The organism is Amycolatopsis sp. FBCC-B4732, assembly GCF_023008405.1.
In the GTDB taxonomy this organism is placed as follows: domain Bacteria; phylum Actinomycetota; class Actinomycetes; order Mycobacteriales; family Pseudonocardiaceae; genus Amycolatopsis; species Amycolatopsis pretoriensis_A.
In genome coordinates, this window is the sequence record NZ_CP095376.1 from 5,759,433 (window position 1) to 5,782,357 (window position 22,925).

At 72.0% G+C, this 22,925-nt stretch carries 19 protein-coding genes and 1 pseudogene; 9 read left to right on the forward strand and 11 right to left on the reverse strand.

Features of this window, described 5'->3' with window-relative positions:
• The first annotated feature begins 23 nt into the window (after positions 1 to 23).
• Together MUY14_RS24845 and MUY14_RS24850 are read left to right on the forward strand one after the other, a co-directional pair.
• The gene (locus MUY14_RS24845; RefSeq protein WP_247012338.1) at positions 24 to 803 is read left to right on the forward strand and encodes an LLM class F420-dependent oxidoreductase; all 780 of its coding nucleotides are present in this window, start codon (positions 24 to 26) and stop codon (positions 801 to 803) included.
• On the forward strand, positions 779 to 952 hold the full coding sequence (locus MUY14_RS24850; protein WP_247012340.1) for a hypothetical protein: 174 nt from the start codon (positions 779 to 781) through the stop codon (positions 950 to 952). Before MUY14_RS24845 ends, MUY14_RS24850 begins: the two co-directional genes overlap by 25 nt.
• A 207-nt stretch (positions 953 to 1,159) precedes the next feature.
• Here the strand turns inward: MUY14_RS24850 and MUY14_RS46960 are convergent, their stop codons facing one another.
• From MUY14_RS46960 to MUY14_RS24870, 5 genes are all read right to left on the reverse strand, one after another.
• Positions 1,160 to 1,282, reverse strand: a complete 123-nt coding sequence (locus MUY14_RS46960) for a hypothetical protein (RefSeq protein WP_281506177.1) — start codon at positions 1,280 to 1,282, stop codon at positions 1,160 to 1,162.
• 173 nt (positions 1,283 to 1,455) lie between these two features.
• Complete coding sequence (locus tag MUY14_RS24855; RefSeq protein WP_247025229.1) at positions 1,456 to 1,968, reverse strand: CGNR zinc finger domain-containing protein; 513 nt, start codon at positions 1,966 to 1,968, stop codon at positions 1,456 to 1,458.
• Positions 1,969 to 2,328: 360 nt separating this feature from the next.
• Positions 2,329 to 2,628, reverse strand: coding sequence for a hypothetical protein (locus MUY14_RS24860; RefSeq protein ID WP_247012342.1), 300 nt, complete (start codon positions 2,626 to 2,628; stop codon positions 2,329 to 2,331).
• A 6-nt stretch (positions 2,629 to 2,634) separates the two neighbouring features.
• The gene (locus MUY14_RS24865; RefSeq protein ID WP_247012344.1) at positions 2,635 to 2,973 is read right to left on the reverse strand and encodes a hypothetical protein; all 339 of its coding nucleotides are present in this window, start codon (positions 2,971 to 2,973) and stop codon (positions 2,635 to 2,637) included.
• A gap of 115 nt (positions 2,974 to 3,088) precedes the next feature.
• Positions 3,089 to 3,457 (reverse strand): Rv2175c family DNA-binding protein, encoded by a 369-nt coding sequence (locus MUY14_RS24870; protein ID WP_247012346.1) that lies wholly within the window; start codon positions 3,455 to 3,457, stop codon positions 3,089 to 3,091.
• 103 nt (positions 3,458 to 3,560) lie between these two features.
• On the opposite strand from MUY14_RS24870, the gene pknB reads away from it, so the two are divergent.
• From pknB to MUY14_RS24895, 5 genes are all read left to right on the forward strand, one after another.
• A complete protein-coding gene (pknB, locus tag MUY14_RS24875; protein WP_247012348.1) occupies positions 3,561 to 5,585 on the forward strand; it encodes a Stk1 family PASTA domain-containing Ser/Thr kinase in 2,025 nt (674 codons plus the stop codon).
• The gene (locus MUY14_RS24880) at positions 5,582 to 5,791 is read left to right on the forward strand and encodes a hypothetical protein (protein ID WP_247012350.1); all 210 of its coding nucleotides are present in this window, start codon (positions 5,582 to 5,584) and stop codon (positions 5,789 to 5,791) included. The genes pknB and MUY14_RS24880 overlap by 4 nt, the downstream gene beginning before the upstream one ends.
• Positions 5,792 to 5,846: 55 nt before the next feature.
• Positions 5,847 to 7,352: a flotillin family protein gene (locus MUY14_RS24885; protein WP_247012352.1), complete on the forward strand. Its 1,506-nt coding sequence runs from the start codon at positions 5,847 to 5,849 to the stop codon at positions 7,350 to 7,352.
• Between the two features lie 136 nt (positions 7,353 to 7,488).
• Entirely contained in the window at positions 7,489 to 8,190 is a 702-nt protein-coding gene (locus MUY14_RS24890) for a hypothetical protein (protein WP_247012353.1), read from the forward strand.
• 180 nt (positions 8,191 to 8,370) lie between these two features.
• On the forward strand, positions 8,371 to 9,687 hold the full coding sequence (locus MUY14_RS24895; RefSeq protein WP_281506178.1) for a wax ester/triacylglycerol synthase family O-acyltransferase: 1,317 nt from the start codon (positions 8,371 to 8,373) through the stop codon (positions 9,685 to 9,687).
• On the opposite strand, the gene MUY14_RS24900 is transcribed toward MUY14_RS24895, so the two are convergent.
• The gene (locus MUY14_RS24900) at positions 9,684 to 10,520 is read right to left on the reverse strand and encodes a helix-turn-helix transcriptional regulator (RefSeq protein ID WP_247012355.1); all 837 of its coding nucleotides are present in this window, start codon (positions 10,518 to 10,520) and stop codon (positions 9,684 to 9,686) included. The two genes, MUY14_RS24895 and MUY14_RS24900, sit on opposite strands and share 4 nt — an antisense overlap.
• An 86-nt stretch (positions 10,521 to 10,606) precedes the next feature.
• Here MUY14_RS24900 and MUY14_RS24905 point away from each other — a divergent pair.
• Positions 10,607 to 11,388 (forward strand): annotated as a pseudogene (locus MUY14_RS24905) (SDR family NAD(P)-dependent oxidoreductase).
• A gap of 4 nt (positions 11,389 to 11,392) precedes the next feature.
• Here MUY14_RS24905 and MUY14_RS24910 read toward each other — a convergent pair.
• The 5 genes from MUY14_RS24910 to gltB all read right to left on the reverse strand — a co-directional run bounded on the left by MUY14_RS24910 (position 11,393) and on the right by gltB (position 21,730).
• Positions 11,393 to 12,784 (reverse strand): class II 3-deoxy-7-phosphoheptulonate synthase, encoded by a 1,392-nt coding sequence (locus tag MUY14_RS24910; protein ID WP_247012357.1) that lies wholly within the window; start codon positions 12,782 to 12,784, stop codon positions 11,393 to 11,395.
• Between the two features lie 70 nt (positions 12,785 to 12,854).
• A complete protein-coding gene (locus tag MUY14_RS24915) occupies positions 12,855 to 14,237 on the reverse strand; it encodes an alpha/beta hydrolase (protein ID WP_247012359.1) in 1,383 nt (460 codons plus the stop codon).
• An 82-nt stretch (positions 14,238 to 14,319) separates the two neighbouring features.
• Complete coding sequence (locus tag MUY14_RS24920) at positions 14,320 to 15,207, reverse strand: serine protease (protein WP_247012361.1); 888 nt, start codon at positions 15,205 to 15,207, stop codon at positions 14,320 to 14,322.
• A 468-nt stretch (positions 15,208 to 15,675) separates the two neighbouring features.
• Entirely contained in the window at positions 15,676 to 17,184 is a 1,509-nt protein-coding gene (locus MUY14_RS24925; RefSeq protein WP_247012363.1) for a glutamate synthase subunit beta, read from the reverse strand.
• Entirely contained in the window at positions 17,177 to 21,730 is a 4,554-nt protein-coding gene (gene gltB, locus MUY14_RS24930; RefSeq protein WP_247012365.1) for a glutamate synthase large subunit, read from the reverse strand. The genes MUY14_RS24925 and gltB overlap by 8 nt, the downstream gene beginning before the upstream one ends.
• Before the next feature lie 313 nt (positions 21,731 to 22,043).
• Between gltB and MUY14_RS24935 the strand changes: the two genes are divergently transcribed.
• Positions 22,044 to 22,832, forward strand: coding sequence for an SDR family oxidoreductase (locus MUY14_RS24935; RefSeq protein ID WP_247012367.1), 789 nt, complete (start codon positions 22,044 to 22,046; stop codon positions 22,830 to 22,832).
• Positions 22,833 to 22,925 lie beyond the last annotated feature (93 nt).

Genomic DNA, 22,925 nt, shown 5'->3' on the forward strand with positions numbered 1-22,925 from the left:
CGGAGCGGTCGTAGGCTGCGATCATGACCGAACGACGCATCCGGATCGGCCTGCAGCTCCAGCCGCAGCACGCCGACTACGACACCATCCGGCGCACCGCGTCGGCCGCCGAAGACCTCGGGGCCGACATCGTCTTCAACTGGGACCACTTCTACCCGCTGTACGGCGATCCCGACGGCCTGCACTTCGAGTGCTGGACGATGCTGGGCGCGTGGGCGGAGTCGACGTCCCGGGTGGAGATCGGCGCGCTGGTGACCTGCAACAGCTACCGCAACCCCGAGCTGCTGGCCGACATGGCCCGCACGGTCGACCACATCTCGGGTGGCCGGCTCATCCTCGGCATCGGCTCCGGCTGGTTCGAGAAGGACTACGACGAGTACGGCTACGAGTTCGGCACCGCGGGCGGCCGCCTCGACGACCTGGCGGAGTCCCTGCCGCGCATCGAGTCACGCCTGGGCAAGCTGAACCCGGCCCCGACCCGCAAGATCCCGGTCCTCATCGGCGGCGGCGGCGAGAAGAAGACGCTCAAGCTGGTGGCCAAGCACGGCGACATCTGGCACGGCTTCGGCGACCCGGAGGTCGTCGAGCGCAAGGTGAAGATTCTCGACCAGCACTGCGCGGACGTCGGCCGCGACCCGGGCGAGATCGAGCGTTCGTGCGGCGTGCAGGGCGAGCCGGACGAGCTGGGCCCGAAGCTGCTCGACCTGGGCGTCACGACGTTCACGGTCGGCGTGGGCGGTCCGGACTACGACCTGGGCGCGCTCGAGAAGTGGGTCGCTTGGCGGGAGAAGACCACCAGCTGAATTCTCGAGGTGGTCGAGGTCCGAGCGGCCTCGACCACCTTCAGCCGCAGCTGACGACGGCGTACTCGCCGGAGCCGCTGTTCTCCGAGACGACGTGGCCGTCGCCGCGGGTGATCCGGCAGGTGATCGAGCCGCCGCCGGCGTTCTGAGCGTTCCTGGTGATACCCGTCGTGTCGCCGCCGGTTTCGATGGTTCTCGACCACTTCCGGCCGCGGACGCCCGAGCCGGTCGTCGTGACGCTGTAGGTGATGCGGTCCGCCTTGCGCTGGGTTTCCTCTTCGGCCTTGCGTTGCGCATCGGCCGCCTCCGAGTTCCGGCTTTCCCGGGCTTCCCAGCTCGCCTTCGCGGCGGAACTTTCAGCGGCCGCGGCGACCGGGGTCCGTCGTGCGGACAGTCAGGTCCGAAGTCGCCTCGGCGGTGAGCGCCGGCTTCGGCGAGGTGGCCTTGGAGATCGAGCCGACGATGACGACGGCACCCACCGCCGCGGTGATCCACGGCCACCTGGGGCGCCGCTTCGGGTTGGGTGGCTGGACTGCGGGGAAAGGTCATGCGGGTCTCGCCGGTACTTCCCCCGCGTCGTCGCGCACGTCCGGCAGGTTGTTGCGGTCCGCGGCGAAGACAGGCCGAAAGACCCGGGCATGACCTCAGTGCGTCACCTTCGCGCCCGGTGCGCGGCGACGCGTTCGCGTGTCGCGCACCGGGGCGAACAAAACCGCCGGGGGCTGCCGCCGCCCGTGTGGGCGAACGGCTTGCCGCACGACGGTGAAGCGCACAACCCTCCCGGGACGTCCTGGCGCTCCGCCAGCAGTGAAGCCAGCCCCAGCGCCGACGACGTCACCAGCCACGCGCGCCACGGCCCGTCGTCCGAGGCGTCGACGTGCAGGTGCCAGCCGTAGCCCTCGTCGTGGTCGGTCAACCGCGGCGGGCGCGCGTACGTCGCGAACAACCCGTTGAGCACCGCGGCCGCCGCAGCGACGTCCGGCGCCGCGAAGACCGGAAGCAGCTCGAGAGCCGCCGCGTGCAGTTCCGGAACGTCGACCTCGGAGAGGTCGGTTTCGCCGTGGGCCAGCAAAACGCGCCGCACCGCCGCCGGATCGGGGTGCGGGAGCAGTACCCGGAGCAGGTCGACCGCGCGCTGCACGGAATCCCGGTGCGGAAACGCCATACCCCACTGTAACGTCTCGCTCATGATAAGGCGTTACCTGGTCGGAGCGACGCTCGCGCGGACCGGGGACGAGCTGTCCGGCCCCGCTCTCCTCCTGCTCGGCCTCACCGCCGGGCCGCACGCCGGGTCCGCGCTGCTCGCCGGGCTGACCGCGGCCGCCGCCGTGGGTGGACCCCTGTTCGGGGCCCTTCTCGACCGCAGTGCCGTGCCCGGGCGGCTGCTCGCCGTCGCGCTCGCCGGGTACGCCGGAGGGCTCGCGGTCGTCGCCGCCGTCTTCGGGCACCTGCCGCTCGCCGGGGTGGTCGCCGTGGCGGCCGCGGCCGGGCTGCTCAACCCCGCCATCGCGGGCGGCTGGACTGCTCAGCTGCCCGCCGTCGCCGGGCCCGCACTCCCCCGCGCCAGCCGGCTCGACGCCCTCACCTTCACCGCCGCCGCGCTCGCCGGGCCCGGGCTCGCGGGGCTGCTCGGCGGGCCGGCCGGGCTCGTCGTGGCCGTCGCCATGGTCGGCGTCGCGGTGCCGGTGGCGTGGGCACTGCCGGAGAAACCCGGGAAGGCGACGACCCACCTCAAGGAGGGCTTCACGGTTCTGGTCCGCAACGCCGCGCTGAGGCGGGCGACGGCCGCCTCGACCCTCTCCTGCGCCGGGATCGGCATGGTCACCGTCTGTTACCCGCTCCTCGGCGCGGCGCACCTGCGCGGCCCCGCGGACGGCGCACTGCTGATGACCGTCCTGGCCGTGACGTCGCTGCTGGTCAACGCCGTCTTCGCGAAGAAGCCGCTGCCGTGGGCGCCGGACCGCACGGTGTGGCTGAGCACGCTCCTCCTGGCCGCGAGCGCCGTCCTGGCCGCGCTCGCCGACGGCGTGATCCTGCTGCTGGTCGCCGCGGCCACCGCCGGATTCGCCGAAGGTCCGCAGCTCACGGCCTTGTTCGCGATCCGCCACCGGGAAGCGCCCGAGCACGTCCGCGCGCAGGTGTTCACGACGGCGGCGAGCGTGAAGATCACCGGGCTGGCGGCGGGAGCCGCACTGGCCGGTCCGCTGGCCGCGTGGTCGCTCCCCGCGTGCCTCGGCGTCGCCGCGGCCGTTCAGGCCGTCGCGGCGCTCAGCTGTCTGCGCAGGTCAGAACGCCATCGCCTGCGCGCGCCGCTTGACCTCGGTGCCGTGGCTGGTGCGCAGCGCGTTGACCGGAGTGCTGCCGGGCAGGGTGTCGTCCGCCGTGAACAGCCACCGGAGCATCTCCGTCCGGCTGAACCCGGAGTCGGCGAGCACCGTGATGGTGCCGGCCAGGCCCTTGACCACGCCGTCCTTGACGAAGAAGTCACTGGGCACGCACAGTTCGCCGCCGCGCTTCAGCGCGATCAGCTGCCCGTCGCGCAGCATCTGCCGGACCTTGTTGGTCGAAGTCCCGAGCGCTTTCGCGACCTCGGGCAACGGGAGGACCGCGATGGCGGTGTCGAGGACGTCATCGGCGACAGGAATCCCACTCACAGGTGACACTGTGCCACATTCGGCTCCCGCACCCGCTAGTGCGCACGGGTGACCCGCGAGGTCTCCTCCACGAGGCGTGTGCGGTTCCGTACGATCCATACCCGTGACACGCACCCACCCCAGCCTGGCCGGCACGCTCCTCGAGCGGCGCTACCGGGTGGACCGGCTGCTGGCCCACGGCGGGATGTCTTCCGTCTACCGGGGGACCGACACCCGGCTGGACCGTCCGGTCGCGATCAAGATCATGGACCCGCGGTTCGCGGACGACCGGTCGTTCGTCGACCGCTTCGTGCGCGAGGCCCAGTCCGCGGCGCAGCTGCACCACCCGCACGTCGTGGCGGTGCACGACCAGGGCTTCGACCTGCCGCAGGGCGCCGAGTCCGGGCTGGCGTTCCTGGTCATGGAGCTGGTGGACGGCGGGACGCTGCGCGACCTGCTCGACGAGCGGGGTCCCCTGGACATCGCGCTGGCGCTGAGCGTGGCCGAGCCGGTGCTCTCGGCGCTGGCGTCGGCGCACCGGGCCGGGCTGGTGCACCGGGACGTCAAGCCGGAGAACGTGCTGATCGGCCGGTCCGGCCCGCACACCGGCGGCGCGGTGAAGGTCGCGGACTTCGGCCTGGTGCGGGCGGTGGCGAGCGCGGGCACGACGAGCTCGAGCGTCATCCTCGGCACCGTCGCCTACCTCTCCCCCGAGCAGGTCGAAACCGGCTCGGCGTCGGCACGCGGCGACGTCTACTCGGCCGGGATCCTGCTCTACGAAATGCTGACCGGCCAGGTGCCCTACACCGGCGACACGGCGATCTCGGTGGCCTACCGGCACGTGAACGACGACGTGCCGCGCCCGAGCCTGCTGCGCCCGGACCTGCCGCCGGAGCTCGACGACCTGATCACGCGCGCGACGCGCCGCGACCCCGAGCAGCGCCCGGCCGACGCCGGCGAGTTCCTCACCGAGCTGACCGCGGTGCGCGCCCAGCTGGGGCTGCTGCCGGTGAACGTGCCGATCCCGGTCTCCCACGGCCAGGGCGACCACGCCGACACCGAACGCACCCTGCCGCGCATCCCGCAGGTGCCGGACGGCCAGCGGACGATGCCGGTGCACCGCCCGAACGCGACGCGGGCGCTGAGCCACCCGGGCACCCCGCCGCCGGGGATCACCCAGCAGATCCCGCCCGTCCGCCCCCACCCGCCGCGGCGGCGGAGCGAGCCGGAACCGGAGAAGCCGAAGGACAAGCGCAAGCTCATCGCCATCGTCGCCGGCGCGGCGCTGCTGTTCGGCGGGCTGATCACCGCGTTCGTCTTCATGCTCACCGACACCGGCGGCGACAAGACCGCGACGGTGCCGAAGCTCGTGGGGCTGAACCAGGCCGCGGCCGGCGACGCGCTGCGGTCGGTGAAGCTGACCCCGCAGTTCAGCCAGGAGTACGACAACAGCGTCCCGTCGAACACCGTGCTGCGCGCCGAGCCCGGCGAAGGCACGCCGCTGGCGCCGAACTCGACGGTGTCGGTCGTGCTGTCCAAGGGCCGCCCGGCGGTCCCGGACGTCCGGCCCGGCACCGCGCTGCCCGACGCCGAGCAGGCGATCAAGACGGCCCGGCTGACCCCGGTCCGCGGCACCGACGACTACGACGCCGAGGTCCCGCAGGGCGCGGTCATCCGCACCGAGCCCTCCGCCGGCAGCCAGCTGAACATCGGCGGCCAGGTCACGATCATCGTGTCGAAGGGCCCGATCCCGCTGCCGCCGGTCCCGGACGTCACCGGCCGGAGCAAGGACGAAGCCTTCCAGCTGCTGCAGCAGGCCGGCTTCGAGCCGTTCCAGGCGGGCGAGGAGTTCAAGCAGGACGTCGCGGGCGGCGCCGTCACCCGGACCGACCCGCCGGGCGGCTCGCAGGCGAAGGAAAAGCGGATCGGCGTCTTCGTGAACAACGCCGTCCAGGTGCCGGACGTCCGGTTCCGCTCGTTCGACGACGCGCAGAAGATCCTCGAGCAGGCCGGGCTGAAGGCCGACCGCGACGGCGGCCGCGGCCGCGGGAACGGCGGCGGGTTCGACTTCGTCTTCAACCAGGACCCGCAGCCGGGGTCGTTCGTGCAGAAGGGCTCCAAGGTCAAGCTCAAGGGCTTCGGCCAGTGATCGGCAGCCGCGGCCGCGTCACCGGCACGATCGGCCCCGGCCTCATCGGCGAAGTGCTGCTGAACGTCCGGGGCGGCACGGAGGCGTTCTACGCCTACCCGGCCGACCCGGACGAGACCTACCGCTCCGGCACGCAGGTGCTCGTGGTCGACTTCGAACCCCCGCGAACGGTTTATGTCGAACGGTGGCAACCGCTGAGCCGCTGACGGCGTCGAAGAGGCACCAACACACCCACAACAGAAGAGCGAGGGGGTCGGTGCCATGAGTCTCGTGGAAATCGTGCTGCTTTCCATCGGCGGTCTCATCGTCGCGCTGGTGGTGATCTTCGGCATCCTGCGGCTGCTCTACAAGGTCGCCGAGCCGAACGAAGCCCTGATCATCTCCGGGCTCGGCGTCCGCGTCGACCGCGCGGACACCGCGGACAGCCTGGGCTTCAAGATCATCACCGGGCGCGGGGTGAACGTCCTGCCCGGCTTCCAGACCGCGCGGCGGCTGTCGCTGGACACCCGGGGCGTCAACCTGCAGGTCTCCTGCGTGACCAAGCAGGGCCTGCCGGTGACCGTGCGGGCCGTCGTCATCTACAAGGTCGGGGACGACTTCGCCTCCATCGCCAACGCCGCCCGCCGGTTCCTGGACCAGCAGAAGGGCATGAACGACACGATCCACGAGCTGTTCTCCGGGCACCTGCGCTCGATCGTGGGCGGGCTGACCATCGAGGAGATGATCCACAACCGCGACGCGCTCACCGGCGAGGTGCGCCAGTCCTCGGCCACGGAGATGATCAAGCTCGGGCTGATCGTGGATTCGCTGCAGATCCAGGAGATCGACGACGAATCGGGCTACATCACCAACCTCGGCAAGCCGCACGCCGCCGCGATCGCCGCTTCGGCCCGCATCGCCGAGGCGCGCAGCGACCAGGAGGCCGCCGAGGTCGAGCAGGTCTCCGCGGCGAAGAAGGCGGCCGCGGTCCGCGAAAGCCAGATCCAGCAGGCCGGTTACCAGGCCGAGGTGGACCAGGCCCGGGCGAAGGCGTCGCAGTCGGGCCCGCTGGCCGAGGCGACCGCGCGCCAGGAGGTCGTCGTCCAGGAGACCCGCGCGGCCGAGCTGGAAGCGGCGCTGGCCGAGCAGCGGCTGCAGTCGCAGGTCCGCAAGCCGGCCGACGCGAAGGCGTACGACACGCGGACGACGGCCGACGCCGCCCGTGACGCTTCGATCGCGAAGGCCCAGGCCGAGGCGAAGGAGACCGAGCTGCGGGCCGCGGCGGACGCGACCCGCGTGAAGACGGCGGCCGAAGCCGAGGCGCAGGCCACGAAGGCCCGGGCGGAGGCGGCGGCCGGGGCGACCCGGGCGACCGGTGAAGCGGAGGCGGCCGCGGCCAAGGCCCGCGGTCTGGCCGACGCCGAAGCCGCGAAGGCGAAGGGTCTCGCCGAAGCGGAGTCGGCCCGGGCGAAGGGTCTCGCCGAGGCGGACGCCATCAAGGCGCGCGCGGCGGCGCTGGCGGAGAACCAGGAAGCCGTCGTCGCGCAGCAGCTGGCCGAGCGCTGGCCGGAGATCGTCGAGGCGGGCGCGAGCGCGTTCGGCAACATCGACCACATGGTCGTGCTCAACGGCGCCGACGGCATGTCCGACATGTTCGCCAAGGCGCTTTCGCTCGGCGGAACCGGTCTCGGCCTGGCCCGGCAGCTCATGGACGCCATGGGCAAGCCGGCCGAGAACGAGCTCGACGAAGGCGCGCGCAAGAACGGCGAGCTCAAGCTGAGCGACTGACCGGCCACGGAGCGTACGGCCCCGGTGTCCCGGATCACGGGAAGCCGGGGCCGTACGCCCGATCGGGGGCGGCAATTCCCCGGCCGTTGTCCTACCGTGGGCGCATGGTGCCGGACTGCGTGTCGCGGGCCGTCCGATGAGCTTCTTCACCGGCGGTCCCCGTGAACGTCCCCTGTTCCCCGTCCCGGAGCAGGAGTTGTACGCGTTCAACGGCCGGCACTGGACCGACGCCCCGCGCGAGCACATCGTCCCGGCCGTGCTGAGCTGGGCTCAGCCGCTGGGCCGCGCCGACCGCACGGTGGTCGCGCTGCGGGCCATCGAGGTGTGGCCGGAGGCGCTGACGCTGCGCATCACGGTGTACTCGCGGGACAGCCTGCTCGACGACCCCGCCGAGGGGCTGATCGACCACCGGCGCAAGCCGGACTACAACGGGCTGCTGATCGGCGTGCTCTACGCCGACGGCAGCCGGGCCAGCTCGGAAACGGTGTCGGTGCCCTCGGCCGCCGAGCCCGACGGCCCGGTGCTGCGGGCGCAGGCGGCGGGCGGTACGCGCTTCGCCGTCGAGCACGAGGTGTTCCTGTGGCCGCTGCCCCCGGCCGGCCCGCTCAAGCTCGTCGTGCAGTGGACCGACCGGGAAATCCCGGAGACCCGGACGACCCTCGACGGCGGCGCGATCCGGGCCGCCGCGAAGGACGCCGCGGAGATCTGGCCGGGACTCGGCAAGCGGCAGGCGAACGGCCTGCCGGTCCGCCGGGTCGGCAAGCAAGTGGCACTGACCCCCGATTGGGGGACCCCGGTGGTGCGGGCGGAGCAGCCCGGATCCACCCCGGGCGAGTGACCACCAGCTGATCTGTGACCCCGGGCACCGCGACCCGGGGTATCTCGAATGGATGAACAGGGTGAGTAGTTAGCGTCGTGGAAACACTTCGACCACCCGGCCGTCATGTCGGGCTGGTGCAGTGGATCCCCTCCTCCTGACGCACGTGGCCGTGCACCCGCGAACCAGGAAAGGTCGCCCATGGCAGGCTCGCCGCTCAGCGCTCTCGACGTCGCTTTCCTTTGCCTGGAAAGCGAAACCTCCCCGATGCACATGGGGGCGGTGCTCACGTTCACCCCCCGCCGCCCGGTGGACGCCGGGGCTCTGACGGCGCTCCACGCCGACCGGGCCGCACGGCTGCCGAAGCTGCGCCAGCGGGCGCGCGCGGAGCTGTTCCCGCCCGGCGCCGCCAGCTGGACCGAGGACGCGGGATTCCTTGCCACCGACCACATCCACCACGTCGTGCTCAGCTCGCTCTACGATCCGGACCCCTTGGCGGCGTTCGCGTCGCGGTGGATCGCCGAGCCGCTGGACACCACCCGCCCGCTGTGGGATCTCACCGTCGTGACCGGGCTGCCGGACGGGAAGTTCGCGCTGCTGCTCAAGCTGCACCACGCGCTCACCGACGGCGCCGGGGCGTACGCGGTCGCGGCCGGCCTGCTCGACGGCGTCGAGCTGCCGGAGCGGAGCACCGCGCCGTCCCGGGCGACCCCGGCGCCGCGCTCCACTTTGGACACGGTGAAGGACGCGCTGGGCACGGCGTGGGGGCAGGCGAACGAGACCGCCGGGATCGCCTCGTCCCTCGTGCGGGCCGCGCGGCCGCCGCTCTCGCCGGTGTCGGCGCCGACGTCGGCCGAACGACGCCTCGGGTTCGTGCGGCTGCCGCTGGCGGAGCTGCGCCGGGTGCGCCGGGCCCACGGCGGCACCACGAACGACGTCGTGCTGGCGGTGCTCTCCGGCGCGCTGCGCGAATGGCTGGTCAACCGCGGCCAGCGCGCCGACGGCCGCACGCTGCGCGCGCTGATCCCGGTGAGCGTGCGCGGCCGGGCGGGCGGCGGGCTCGGCGGCAACAAGCTGTCCGGCTACCTGTGCGACCTGCCGGTCGGCGAGGACGACCCGGTCGAGCGGCTGCGCGCGGTCCGCCGCGCGATGACCCGCAACAAGGCGGCGGGCCCCAGCCGGGGCGCCGGCGCGCTGCCGCTGCTGGCCGACCGCGTCCCGCCGCTGCTGCACCGCCTGGGCACGCGCACCGCGGGCTTGGCCGCGCCGATGCTGTTCGACCTGGTCGTCACCACGGTCCCGGTGCCACCGGCCCGCCTGTCGATCGACGGCGCCCGGGTGGCCGAGATCTACCCGTTCGTGCCGCTGGCCCCGCGTCACGCGGTCGGCATCGCGGTGGCCACCTACCGCGACTCGGTCCACGTCGGGCTGCAGGTCAACGGCGCGGCGGTGCCGGACGTCGGCTCGCTGCGCGACGCGGTGCTGAAGTCCGCGGACCGGCTCGTGGACGCGTCCTAAGGTGTCACGCCCGCCGCGCCGACCACTTCCAGGAACGCCAGTGCCTCGGCGCTTCGGGAGCCGGGCGGTGCGGTGTAGAGCACGAGGTGCTGGTCGTCGCCCGGCAGGGTGAGGGAGTCGCAGTCGACGGTCACCTCGCCCACGGCCGGGTGCCGGAAGGTCTTGGTGAGCACCGGCGCCGCGTGAACGTCGTGGCGCTCCCACAGCCGGGCGAAGTCGGCGCTGCCCGCGCGCAGCTCGTCGACCAGCCCGCGCACCGCCGGGTCGGCCGGGTAGCGGGCCAGGGTCGCGCGCAGTTCCATGACGACGTTGAGCCGGAACTCGGCGGTGTCGGAGACCCGGTACAGGGACCCGGCCGGCGCGAGGAACGCCTTGCGGGCGAGGTTGCGCTCCTCGGGCGGGACCGCGGCGAAGTCCGCCATCAGGGCCGCCGCGAGGTCGTTCCACGCCAGCACCTCGAACGTGGCGGAGACGACGAAGGCGGCCGTCTGCGGCAGCCGCTGCAGCAGCGCCAGGATGCTGGGGCGCACGGCACGGCGGTGGTGCCCGCTCCGGATCGGCGCGGTCCCCGCCAGGACGTGCAGGTGCTCGGCCTCGGCACCGGTCAGCCGCAGCGCCTCGGCGATGCCGGCCAGGACCTCGCCCGACGGGCGCGGTGCCCGGCCCTGCTCGAGGCGGACGTAGTACTCGGTGGAGATGTGCGCGAGCACGGCGACCTCCTCGCGGCGCAGTCCCGGCGTTCTCCGGCGCGGCCCCGAGGGCAGGCCGACGTCCGACGGCCGCAGCCGCTCACGACGGCTGCGGAGGAAGGCTCCGAGCTCCTGCTTGTCCACCCCTCCAGTATGCGAAGGGCGCGGCGCCGGATCCTGGTACGACCTGTGCCTGCCTCGCGGCTCCGGGCCGGGGCAGCGTCGAAGGCATGACGAACTCCCGTGACTTCCCCTCGCCCGGCCTGCTCGGCGGCAAGGTCGTGCTCATCACCGGCGCCAGCCGCGGCATCGGCGCGGCCGCGGCCCGCCTCTTCGCCCGCGAAGGCGCCTCCGTCGTGCTGGCCGCACGCACCACCGCGTCCCTCGACGCCCTCGCCGCCGAGATCCGGGCCGAGGGCGGCACCGCCGACGGCGTCGCGCTGGACCTGGCCGATCCCGGGAGCATCCGGGCCGCCGTCGACCAGGTCGAGCGGCGGCACGGCCGGCTGGACGGCGCGTTCAACAACGGCGCGGCCATCCAGTCCCCCGGTCCGCTCGACACCACCGGCGAGGACGACATCGACCGGCAGTTCGCGGTGAACTTCCGCGGGCACTGGACGGCCATGACCGCGGAGGCCGCGCTCATGCGCCGCACCGGCGGCGGGGCGATCGTCAACACCTCGAGCATCGGCAGCCGCCGCGCCAACCCCGCCCTGCCCGCCTACGGCGCCATGAGCGGGCGCTGAACAGCATCACCGAGACCGCGGCCGTGACGTGGGGCCCGCACGGCATCCGCGTCAACGGCCTCACCCCCGGCGGCACCGCCACGGACATGATCGACGAGTGGGAAGCCGCGACCCCCGGGATCGTCGAGCGGATCACCGCCTCGATCCCGCTGGGGCGGATGGCCGAGCCCCGCGAGGTCGCCGAGGCGGCCGCCTGGCTGCTCAGCGACCGCGCGTCGATGGTGACCGGCGCGATCGTGCCGGTCGACGGCGGCGCGGGCGCGTGAGCCGTCAGCCGCGGAGCATCTCCGCGACCAGGAAGGCCAGCTCCAGCGACTGCTGCGTGTTCAGCCGCGGGTCGCAGGCCGTCTCGTAGCGGCCCGACAGGTCGACGTCGGAGATCTCCTGGGCGCCGCCGAGGCACTCGGTGACGTCCTCGCCGGTCAGCTCGACGTGGATGCCGCCCGGGTAGGTGCCCAGCTTGTTGTGCACCTCGAAGAAGCCCTGGACCTCGTCGACGATCCGGTCGAAGTGTCGGGTCTTGTAGCCGGTGGACGACTCGTGCGTGTTGCCGTGCATCGGGTCGCACTGCCAGATGACCTTGTGCCCGGACGCCTCGACCTTCTCGACGATCGCCGGCAGCACCTCGCGGACCTTGCCGTTGCCCATCCGCGCGATGAGCGTCAGCCGGCCGGGCTCGTTGCGCGGGTCGAGCCGCTCGACGTACTCCACGGCCTGGTCGGGCGTGGTCGTCGGGCCGATCTTCAACCCGATCGGGTTGGCCAGCAGCTCGGCGAACGCGATGTGCGCGCCGTCCAGCTGGCGGGTCCGCTCGCCGACCCAGAGGAAGTGCGAGGACAGGTTGTAGAGCTTCGGGTCGGCCGCGTCGGCGTTGTCCAGGCGCAGCATCGAGCGCTCGTAGTCGAGCAGCAGCGCTTCGTGGCTGGCGAAGATCTCCGTCGACTGCAACGACGTGTCGGTGACCCCGCACGCCGACATGAACCGCAGGCCGCGGTCGATTTCGTTGGCCAGCGCCTCGAAGCGCTGGGCCGCCGGCGAGGCCGACACGAAGTCCTTGTTCCAGTCGTGCACCTGGTGCAGGTCGGCCATGCCGGCGCCGGTGAGGGCGCGGACCAGGTTCATCGCGGCGCCCGCGTTCGCGTAGGCGCGGATCATCCGGCCGGGGTCCGGCACGCGCAGCTCGGGCTTGGCGACGAGCGAGTTGATGATGTCGCCGCGGTAGACCGGCAGGCCCAGCGCGTCCGTCGCGGCCGACCGCGGCTTCGCGTACTGGCCGGCGATGCGCCCGACCTTGACCACCGGCAGGCTCGCGCCGTAGGTCAGCACGACGGCCATCTGCAGCAGCGTGCGCAGGTTGGCCCGGATGTGCGGCTCGGTGTTGGACTCGAACGTCTCGGCGCAGTCGCCACCCTGCAGGAGGAACGCCTCGCCGCGGGCGACCATGGCCAGCCGGTCCTTGAGCCGGTCGATCTCGGCCGGGACCGTGATCGGCGGCACGCTCTCGAGCACGCCGCGGACCCGGCGGGTCGCGTCCGGGTCGGGCCACTCCGGCTGCTGCGCGGCCGGCCGGGCCAGCGCGTCGTCCAGCCGCTCCCGCAGACCGGGCGGCAGCGGCGGCAGTTCGGGCAGTGTGTCGACGGGGACGTCCACAGTCCAGTTCACGCAGACCAGGATAAGGTTCGCGCCTCACCGCGTTCCGCCCGGTCAGCCCAGGCCCCCTGAGCTGCGGACCTCACCGGCACGGTCCGTCCGCCGCCGGGAAGACCCCGTCGCGCAGGTAGCCCAGCACCAGTCGGTTGCCGCACGCGTTCTCCCGCGTGAAGACGCCGTGCCCGCCGGCGTCGACGGTCACCAGCCGCGCCCGGGACCCGAACGCCGCTCGCGTTTCGCGCGCGCCGGACAGCGGGGTCGCCGGGTCGCGCAGGTTCTGCACCAGCAGGACGTTCGCCGGGCCGGGGCCGCCCACGCGCACCGCCGGTTCCGCGCGTCCGGCGGGCCAGAACGCGCACGGGTTCACGTTCGCCGCGGCCGGGCCGAACATCGGGTGGCGGCGCCGTTCGCGCTCGACCACGAGCTGGTAGGTGCCGATCCGCCCGGGCCAGTCGGAGTCGTTGCACAGCACCTGCAGCTGGAGGGCGGCGTGGTTGTCCCCGTCGAGGGGACCGCCCGCGGCCCGCGCGGTGCCCGCCCAGTCCGCGGCGAGGACGGGGAACAGCGCGTCGTCGTAGAGCGCGTTCCACGTGCCGGCCCGGAACCCCGGCCCGCGAGCGGCGGCGAGTGCGAAGAACTTCGCCGTCACGGCCGCCTCGGTCCGGCCCAGGTGGTAGCCGTCGTCGCGCCGCGCGGCCCACGCCGCGAAGTCCGGGAAGCGGTCGTCGAACCCCTCCGCGAACCGCAGCTGGGCACGGTAGTCGAGGCCGCCCGGTCCGAGCACGCTGTCCAGCACGATCCGGTACCCGCGCCCGGGGAACATCGAGGCGTAGGCGGCGCCGAGGTAGCTGCCGTACGAGACGCCGTAGTAGGAGATCTTCTCCTCCCCGAGCGCCTCGCGGATCCGGTCGAGGTCGCGCGCGGTGTTCGCGGTCGTCATGTGCGGCAGCAGGTCCTTTGTGGACGCGGTCGCGCATTGCCGCGCGACGGCCCGCGCCTTCGCGGCGGTGGCGGCGACGTCCCGGGGTCCTTCGGCGTAGGGCCCGAGCACCGCGCCGCGCGGCTCCGGCGTCAGATCGCAGGTGACCGGCGTGCTGTAGCCGGTGCCCCGAGGGTCGAAACCGATGACGTCGTAGGCGTCGGGCAGGCCGGACCCGCCCATCCGCCGCGCCAGCTGGGCGGGCATGGCGAGCCCGGGACTGCCGGGCCCGCCGGGGTTCATCAGCAGCACCCCGCGCCGCTTGCCCGGGACACCGGCGCGGCGCGAGAGGGTCAGCTCGATGGTGCGCTCCGGGTGCGCGTAGTCGAGCGGGACGCGCAGGGTCGCGCATTCGAGCCCCGCGGTCGGCGACGGGCTCAGGCCGTAGTCCGGGCAGGGGACAGTCCACTTCGGACTCGGCGCGGCTTCGGCCGGCGGAGCGGCGAGCACGGGAAGGAAGGCGAGCGACAGCAGGATTTTCCGCATGCCCGCAAGCCTGGCCCGGCGCTGCGCGGCGGACGTCAGCCCCGGGGCCGGAACCACGGCTCCACCCCCGGGCTGACGACGGTCACGCGGCTTGCGCGCGGTTGTACAGGTTCTGCGCGTCGGCGCCGAAGTACGGCCCGAACATGTAGCCGGGCAGGAAGGTGTAGCCGAAGCTGTTGACCGAAGCCTGCACGCCGGTCCCGGTGCTCTCGTCGAACGAAAGGAACCACGGCCCGCCGCTGGAGCCGCCGGTCATGGTGCAGTTCATGCCGTGGTCCTTGGTCAGCAGGAAGTCGGTGAAGGTGCTCCCGCTGCAGTAGATGAGCTTCGTCCCGTCGTACGGCGCGGCGGCCGGGTAGCCGAAGGTGTACATGCTCTGGTTCTTCGGCTGGTTGAAGGCGATGCCCTGCGCGCCGACGACATCGGTGAGCCGCTGCCCGTCGAGCGGGTTGACGACGGCCATGCCGACGTCGTAGTTCATGTCCTCACCGGCTTCCCACTGCGGCGTGGTGAGCGTGGTCTTCGCGGCCCACTGGCCGTAGGGCGCGTTGCCGTTGGTGTACCCGGGCACGAAGACCCATTCGGTGTGCCAGGTGCCCTGGTACTTGACGCAGTGCCCGGCGGTGACGACGACACTGCCGTTGGCGCTGGTGACGGCGTCCCCGGAGCAGGACGCTTTCTGCCCGTTGAAGAGGAAGAACACCCGCCCGGCGGTCTGGGTGATCTTGCCACCGCCGGTCCAGGCTCCTCCGGCGTTGGGGATGCTCCGGATGATCGCGCTCTGCCCCTTGGCCACGTCTTTCGGCGTGGAGGCGGGGACCTTGACGAGGTTGTCCATCGGAACGGCCGCCCGCATGGCATCGGGCGTCCAGAAGGGTTTCGCCGCTGCCTGAGCGGGCGTGCTGACGAGGCCGAACACAAGCGAAAGGACGGCGGTGAGGACCGCGGCCCGGAATGTCGTGCGCTTCAAGACACCCACCTTCCGCGAAAGTGAATTGCCGCAAAAGCGGCACAGCTACTCGAAAGTAGTTGTCCCGACACGGAGCGCACACCGCCGTTCGGCGGTCGCCGTGGCCGCCGGTCGACGTAGTCATCCCTCTTCGGGAGCAAGGTCCAGCCGGGCCTCTTGGAGCGCGACGAACTGGTCGACCACCTCGGGCACACCGGGGAACTCGCCCGGCCGAAGGCTGACAAGATCGATGGCCATTCGTTCGACTGCGCCACGCCCGCGAGGACCCGCGATCGCGCGGGCTCCGCCGCGCGACGGGCCATCGCCAGCAGCACCTCACTCGGTTGGTACCCGGTCGACGAGGTACCGGCGAGGTGAAGCGCCCGTTCGACCTTTCGCCGGCTCTCCCAGCGTCGCTGCGGGAACGTCCGGTGTTACGCCGGAGGCCCCCTCACCGGTGGCGAGAGGGCCTCCGAAGAAACGAACCGATCAGACGACCGCGAGCGGCAGCGCCGTCGGGTGCACTGGTGCCGGCAGGTCCGAAGCACCAGTCAGGTACGTGTCCACCGCGTTGGCCACCGAACGGCCCTCCGCGATCGCCCACACCACCAGCGACGCTCCACGGTGCGCGTCACCACAAACGAACACCCCCGGCGTCTCCGTCTGCCAGTCCGCGCCGCAGGAAAGCGTTCCCCGCCGGGTCAGCGAAAGGCCCAGCCCGTCGAGCAACGGCATCTCCTCGACGCCTTCGAAGCCGATCGCCAGCAGGACCAGGTCCGCCGGGACCGTCTCGATCTCCTCCGTCACCGGGATGACCTCGCGGCGGCCCGTCGTCGGGTCCTTGCGGACGCGGACCTGCTGGAGCTCGACCGCGCGCACGTGGCCGGTCTCGTCGCCGACGAAACGCTTGACCGCCACCGCGAACTTACGCTCGCCCGCTTCCTCGTGGGCCGGGTACGTGCGCAGGATGTACGGCCACGTCGGCCACGGCGAGCGCTTGTTGTCCCTTGTGGACGGTGGGGTCGGGTACTGGTCCAGCTGGGTCACCGAAAGCGCGCCCTGGCGGGTGGCCGTGCCGTAGGAGTCCGCGCCCGTGTCGCCGCCGCCGATGATGAGGACGTGCTTGTCGCGGGCGTCGATCGACGGCGGGCCGTCGCCCTCGACGTACTTGTTGGCCGGGACCAGGTGTTCCATCGCCAGGTGGATGCCCGTGAGCTCGCGGCCCGGCGTCGTCGTGTCGTCGCGGCCGCGCAGGGCGCCGACCGCCAGCACGACGGCGTCGTACTGCGCGCGCAGGTCTTCCACCGAGAGGTCGACGCCGACCTCGCAGCCGGTGACGAACCGGGTGCCCTCCTTGCGCAGCTGCGCGAGGCGGCGGTCGAGGACCTTCTTCTCCATCTTGAACTCGGGGATGCCGTAGCGCAGCAGGCCGCCGAGGCGGTCGTCGCGCTCGAACACCGTGACCTCGTGGCCCGCGCGGGTCAGCTGCTGGGCGGCCGCGAGGCCGGCCGGGCCGGAGCCGACCACCGCGACGCGGCGGCCACTGGCCACTTCGGACATCTGCGGCTGGACGTAGCCCGCTTCCCACGACTGGTCGGCGATCGTCTGCTCGACGCGCTTGATCGCCACCGGCCCGCCGGAGTCCGGCGAGATCGACAGCACGCAGCCCGCCTCGCACGGCGCCGGGCACAGCTTCCCGGTGAACTCCGGGAAGTTGTTGGTCGCGTGCAGCCGGTCGCTCGCCGCGGCCCAGTCGCCGCGGCGGACCAGGTCGTTCCACTCCGGGATCAGGTTGCCCAGCGGGCAACCCGAGCCGCCGGAGTGGCAGAACGGGATGCCGCAGTCCATGCACCGCGACGCCTGCTTGCGCACCTTTTCGTTGCGCTCGGCGGAAGGAACGTCCGCGTAGACCTCACCCCACGAAGAAAGCCGTTCCTCGTAGGACTTCTTCGGCGGCTCTTCGCGGTCGTACTTCAGGAAACCGGTCGGGTCAGCCACGAGCGGCCTCCATGATCGCCTCGTCGACGTCGCGGCCGGCGGCCTTGGCCGCCTTCGCCGCGTCCAGGACCCGCTGGTAGTCGCGCGGCATCACCTTGGTGAACGCCACCGACCGGCGCGGCCAGTCGCCGAGCAGCGAGGCCGCCACCGCGGAGCGGGTGAGATCGTGGTGCTGCTGCACCGTTTTCTTGAGCCAGGCCAGGTCGTCCGCGGTCGGCTTGAGCAGGTCCACCATGTCCTGGTTGACCTTCTTGCGGTCCACGTCGAGCAAGAACGCCATGCCGCCGGACATGCCGGCCGCCAGGTTGCGCCCGGTCGGGCCGAGCACCACCGCGCGGCCGCCGGTCATGTACTCGAAGGCGTGGTCGCCGACGCCCTCGGCCACGACCGTGGCGCCGGAGTTGCGGACGCAGAAGCGTTCGCCGACCTGGCCGCGCAGGAAGATCTCACCGCCGGTCGCGCCGTAGGCGATGGTGTTGCCCGCGATCGTCTGCGCCTCGGCGGCGAACGACGCCACCGGGTCGGGGCGGACCACGATCCGGCCGCCGGACAGACCCTTGCCGACGTAGTCGTTCGCGTCGCCGACCATGTCGAGGGTGATGCCGCGCGGCAGGAACGCGCCGAGCGACTGCCCCGCCGAGCCGGTGAGCGTGACGTTGATCGTGCCCTCGGGCAGGCCGTCCCCGCCGTAGCGGCGGGTGATCTCCGAGCCGAGCAGCGTGCCGACGGTCCGGTTGACGTTGCGCACCGGCAGCTCGATGTTCACGTGGTGCGCGTCTTCCAGCGCCGCCTCGGCGAGCTGGATGAGCGTGCGGTCGAGCGCGTGCTCGAGGCCGTGGTCCTGGCCGCGGGTGCGCCGCTTGGCGCCGCCGTACGGGGTCTCCGACGGCATCTCGAAGATCGGCGCCAGGTCCAGACCGGACGCCTTCCAGTGGTCGACGGCCTCGTCGGTGTCCAGCAGCTCGGCGTGGCCGATGGCCTCGTCGAGTGTGCGGAAGCCCAGCGCCGCAAGGGTTTTGCGGACTTCTTCGGCGATGAACCTGAAGAAGTTCACGACGTGCTCGACCTGGCCGGTGTAGCGCTTGCGCAGTTCGGGGCTCTGCGTAGCGACGCCGACGGGGCAGGTGTCGAGGTGGCAGACGCGCATCATGATGCAGCCCGCGACGACGAGCGGGGCCGTCGCGAAGCCGTACTCCTCGGCACCGAGCAGCGCCGCGATGACGACGTCGCGCCCGGTCTTCATGGCGCCGTCCACCTGCACGGTGATCCGGTCGCGCAATCCGTTGAGCAGCAACGTCTGCTGGGTCTCGGCGAGGCCGATCTCCCACGGTGTGCCCGCGTGCTTGAGCGAGTTCATCGGGGACGCGCCGGTGCCGCCGTCGTGGCCCGAGATGAGCACGACGTCCGCGTGCGCCTTGGACACGCCCGCCGCGACCGTGCCGACACCCAGCGAGGACACCAGCTTCACGTGGATGCGGGCGTGCTCGTTGGCGTTCTTGAGGTCGTGGATCAGCTGGGCCAGGTCCTCGATGGAGTAGATGTCGTGGTGCGGCGGCGGCGAAATGAGGCCCACGCCCGGCGTCGAGTGCCGGGTCCGCGCGATCCACGGGTACACCTTGTTCGGCGGCAGCTGGCCGCCCTCGCCGGGCTTGGCGCCCTGCGCCATCTTGATCTGGATGTCGTCGGCGTTGACCAGGTACTCGCTCGTCACGCCGAAGCGGCCCGAAGCGACCTGCTTGATCGCGCTGCGCCGCTCGGGGTCGTAGAGCCGTTCCGGGTCCTCGCCACCCTCACCGGTGTTGGACCGGCCGCCGATGCGGTTCATCGCGATGGCCAGGGTTTCGTGCGCCTCGGCCGAGATCGAGCCGTACGACATCGCGCCGGTGTTGAAGCGCTTGAAGATCGCTTCGGCGGGCTCGACCTCGTCGAGCGGCACCGGCTCGCGGACGCCGTCGCGGAAGGCGAACAGCCCGCGCAGCGTGCCGCCTTCGCGGTAGAGGCGGTGCACCTCGTCGGTGTACTTGCGGTACACCTCTTCGCGGCCGGTCTTGGACGCGTGCTGCAGCAGGAACACCGTCTCCGGCGTGAACAGGTGCAGCTCGCCCTCGCGGCGGTAGGCGTACTCGCCGCCGGTGTCGAGTCCGCGGTGGACGCGCTCGGTCGGGTTGTCCGGATACGCGCGGCGGTGGCGCACGGCCACCTCTTCGGCGAGCACGGTCAGGCCGACGCCGCCGAGCTTCGACGACGTCCCGGTGAAGTACTCGTCGAGCAGGTCCTGGGCCAGGCCGAGGGATTCGAAGACCTGGGCGGCGGTGTACGCGCCGACCGTCGAGATGCCCATCTTGGACATGATCTTCAGGACGCCCTTCACGAGCGCCTGCACGTAGTTGCGGATCGCCTTGGCGGGTTCGATGCCGGTGACCGCGCCCTGCCCGATCATGTCCTCGATGGTCTCGAAGGCCAGGTACGGGTTGACCGCGGCGGCGCCATAGCCGAGCAGCAGCGCGATGTGGTGCACCTCGCGGGCGTCGCCGGATTCGACGACGAGCGCGACGCGCAGGCGTTCCTTGGTGCGGACCAGGTGGTGGTGCACCGCGGAAACCAGCAGCAGCGACGGGATCGGCGCCATCCGGTGGTCGGAGTCGCGGTCGGACAGCACCAGCGTGCGCGCGCCGGCCGCGATCGCCTCGGACGCCTCACGCCGGACGCGCTCGATCGCACCGGCCAGCGCCTCGGCGCCACCGTCCACTTCGTACAGTCCGGAAAGGACACTGCAGGCGAAGCCGGGGAGGTCGCCGTCGTCGTTGATGTGGATGAGCTTCGCCAGCTCGTCGTTGTCGATGACGGGGTACGGCAGCTTCAGGTGCCGGCACGACGCCGGGCCGGGAGCCAGGAGGTTGCGTTCCGGGCCCATGATCCGCGCCATGCAGGTGACGAGCTCTTCGCGGATCGCGTCCAGCGGCGGGTTGGTGACCTGCGCGAAGTTCTGCTTGAAGTAGTCGTAGAGGAGCCGGGATCGCTGCGACAGCACCGCGGGCGGGGTGTCCGAGCCCATCGAGCCGATCGGCTCGGCACCCTTCTCCGCCATCGGCGCGAGCAGGATCTTGAGTTCTTCTTCGGTGTAGCCGAAGGAAAGCTGGCGGCGCAGCACCGAATCGTGGCTCTGCACGACGTGGTCGCGGTCGGGCAGCTCGGCGATCTCCAGCAGCCCGGCGTGCAGCCAGGCGTCGTAGGGCAGTTCGCCGGCGAGGGCGGACTTGACCTCTTCGTCGTCCACGATCCGGCCGGCCTCGGTGTCGACGAGGAACATCTTGCCGGGCTTGAGCCGTCCCTTGGCCACGACGTCGGCGGCGGGAACGTCCAGGACGCCGGCCTCGCTGGCGAGGACGACGCGGTCGTCGGCCGTGCGCCACCAGCGCGCGGGGCGCAGGCCGTTGCGGTCCAGGACCGCCCCGACCAGGCTGCCGTCGGTGAAGGTGACGCACGCCGGGCCGTCCCACGGCTCCATCAGGCTGGCGTGGAACTGGTAGAACGCGCGGCGCTCGGGCTTCATGGTGGCGTGGTTCTCCCACGCCTCCGGGATCATCATGAGCACCGCGTGCGGCAGCGACCGGCCGCCCAGGTGCAGCAGCTCGAGGACCTCGTCGAAGGAAGCCGAGTCCGACGCGTCCGGCGAGCAGATCGGGAACAGCCGCGACAGGTCGCCGTCGAGGAGCTCGGATTCCAGCAGCGCCTCGCGGGCCCGCATGCGGTTGCGGTTGCCGCGGATGGTGTTGATCTCGCCGTTGTGGGCCACGAACCGGAACGGGTGGGCCAGCGGCCACGACGGGAAGGTGTTGGTGGAGAAGCGGGAGTGCACCAGTGCGATGGCGCTTTCCAGCCGCTCGTCGCGGAGGTCGGCGAAGAACGCCGGCAGCTGCTCCGGCGTCACCATGCCCTTGTAGACGATCGTCCGCGAGGACAGCGACGGGAAGTACGTGCCACAGCCCGAGTTCGCGCTTTCGTGCTCGACGCGCTTGCGCAGGCAGAAGGCCAAGCGGTCGAGCTCCAGGCCCGCTTTTCCGTCGGCGGTGACGAAAAGCATGGCGAAGTGCGGCATGACCGAGCGCGCGGTCGGGCCGATGTCGGCGCGGTCGGCGTCGACCGGCACCTCGCGCCAGCCGAGGACCTCCAGGCCCTCTTCGACGGCGATGCGTTCGGCCAGCTCGACGGCCTTGCGGCGCTGCTCGGCGTCTTCGGGGAGGAACGCGATGCCGGCGGCGTAGGTGTGGTGGCCGCGTTCGTCGGGTTCGGGCAGCGCGAAGCCGGCTTCCGCACGCAGCAGCACATCGGGCAGCTGCAGCAGGATGCCGGCGCCGTCGCCGCTGGTGGGTTCGGCGCCGGCGGCGCCGCGGTGGTCGAGGTTCGTCAGCGCGGCCAGGCCGTCGGTGACGATCCCGTGGGAGCGGCGCCCGCGGATGTCGGCCACCATGGCCACACCGCAGGAGTCCTGTTCGGTCTCCGGGTCGTAGAGACCCTGCTTGCCGGGAATGGCGGAGAAGATCATGAAGAAGGGACCTCCTTCGTCGTCTGTCGTGCGGGGCCGGGCTACCGGCCGGGAGCGCACGGGACGACGATGGCCCGCTTGTTAGCGCGACTTTAACACCTGGGAAACACGTCAGCATCAATTCGGACTGCCCCGAACAGCGCCGGACGGTAACGATCCGGCAGCGCGGAACGACGTAGTTCCTGATGGGTTCCCGGTAGTTCGCGGCGCTAAGTATACGGCCCGGAAACTCCGGTCGAGCCTAACGTGACCAGTCCGACCCGGCACATCCGGCCTGTGTCCGCCGTCACTAGAACGTGTTACATTTCGCCGCATGATCCTCGACCGGTTCAAGCTCACCGACCAGGTCGCGGTGGTCACCGGCGCCGGCCGCGGCATCGGCGCGGCCACGGCCGTGGCCCTCGCCGAAGCGGGCGCCGACGTGGTCATCGCCTCCCGGACCGCCGCCCAGCTCGAAGAAGTGGCCGCCCGGGTGTCGGCGGCCGGCCGCCGCGCCGTCACCGTCCCCGCCGACCTCTCCGCACCGGACGCCGCGGCCGCACTGGCCGAGACGGCGGTGGCCGAGTTCGGGCGCCTCGACCTGGTGGTCAACAACGTCGGCGGCACGTACCCGCGGCCCCTGCTGGAGACCACTCCGGACTTCCTGGAGGAAGCGTTCCGCTTCAACGTCTCGACCGCGCACGCGCTGACGGCGGCGGCCGCCCCCGCCCTGGTGAAAACGGGCGGCTCGGTCGTCAACATCTCGTCGGTGATGGGCCGCGTCTCGGGCCGCGGCTTCGCGGCGTACGGAACGGCGAAGGCGGCCCTGGCCCACTACACCCGCCTGGCCGCGGCCGACCTGGCCCCGAAAGTCCGGGTGAACGCGATCTCGGTGGGCTCGGTGGCGACGTCGGCCCTGGAGATCGTGGTGGGCAACCCGGAGCTGAAGGCCAAGATGGAGTCGGCCACCCCGCTGGGCAAGATCGGCGAGGCGGAGGACATCGCGGCGACGGTGGTGTTCCTGGCCTCGCGGGCCGGCGGGTACATCACCGGCAAGATCCTCGAGGTCGACGGCGGGCTGCAGACACCCAACCTGGAGCTGGGCCTGCCCGACCTGTCCTGAGGGGCACCCTCGTGGCCGTAAAAGCCAGGGGCCCGCTAAGCCGGATCGGCCGCCCCGGGTCCGGCGGTTCCGGATGTCATGAACGAGTCGTTC

Bases quoted from the DNA above. Each gene is read 5' to 3' on its own strand.
- MUY14_RS24845 (WP_247012338.1), top strand. From the start codon at position 24: ATGACCGAACGACGCATCCGGATCGGCCTGCAGCTCCAGCCGCAGCAC.
- MUY14_RS24855 (WP_247025229.1), bottom strand. From the start codon at position 1,968: ATGGCGTTTCCGCACCGGGATTCCGTGCAGCGCGCGGTCGACCTGCTC.
- MUY14_RS24885 (WP_247012352.1), top strand. From the start codon at position 5,847: ATGAGTCTCGTGGAAATCGTGCTGCTTTCCATCGGCGGTCTCATCGTC.
- MUY14_RS24890 (WP_247012353.1), top strand. From the start codon at position 7,489: ATGAGCTTCTTCACCGGCGGTCCCCGTGAACGTCCCCTGTTCCCCGTC.
- MUY14_RS24895 (WP_281506178.1), top strand. From the start codon at position 8,371: ATGGCAGGCTCGCCGCTCAGCGCTCTCGACGTCGCTTTCCTTTGCCTG.
- MUY14_RS24915 (WP_247012359.1), bottom strand. From the start codon at position 14,237: ATGCGGAAAATCCTGCTGTCGCTCGCCTTCCTTCCCGTGCTCGCCGCT.
- gltB (WP_247012365.1), bottom strand. From the start codon at position 21,730: ATGATCTTCTCCGCCATTCCCGGCAAGCAGGGTCTCTACGACCCGGAG.
- MUY14_RS24935 (WP_247012367.1), top strand. From the start codon at position 22,044: ATGATCCTCGACCGGTTCAAGCTCACCGACCAGGTCGCGGTGGTCACC.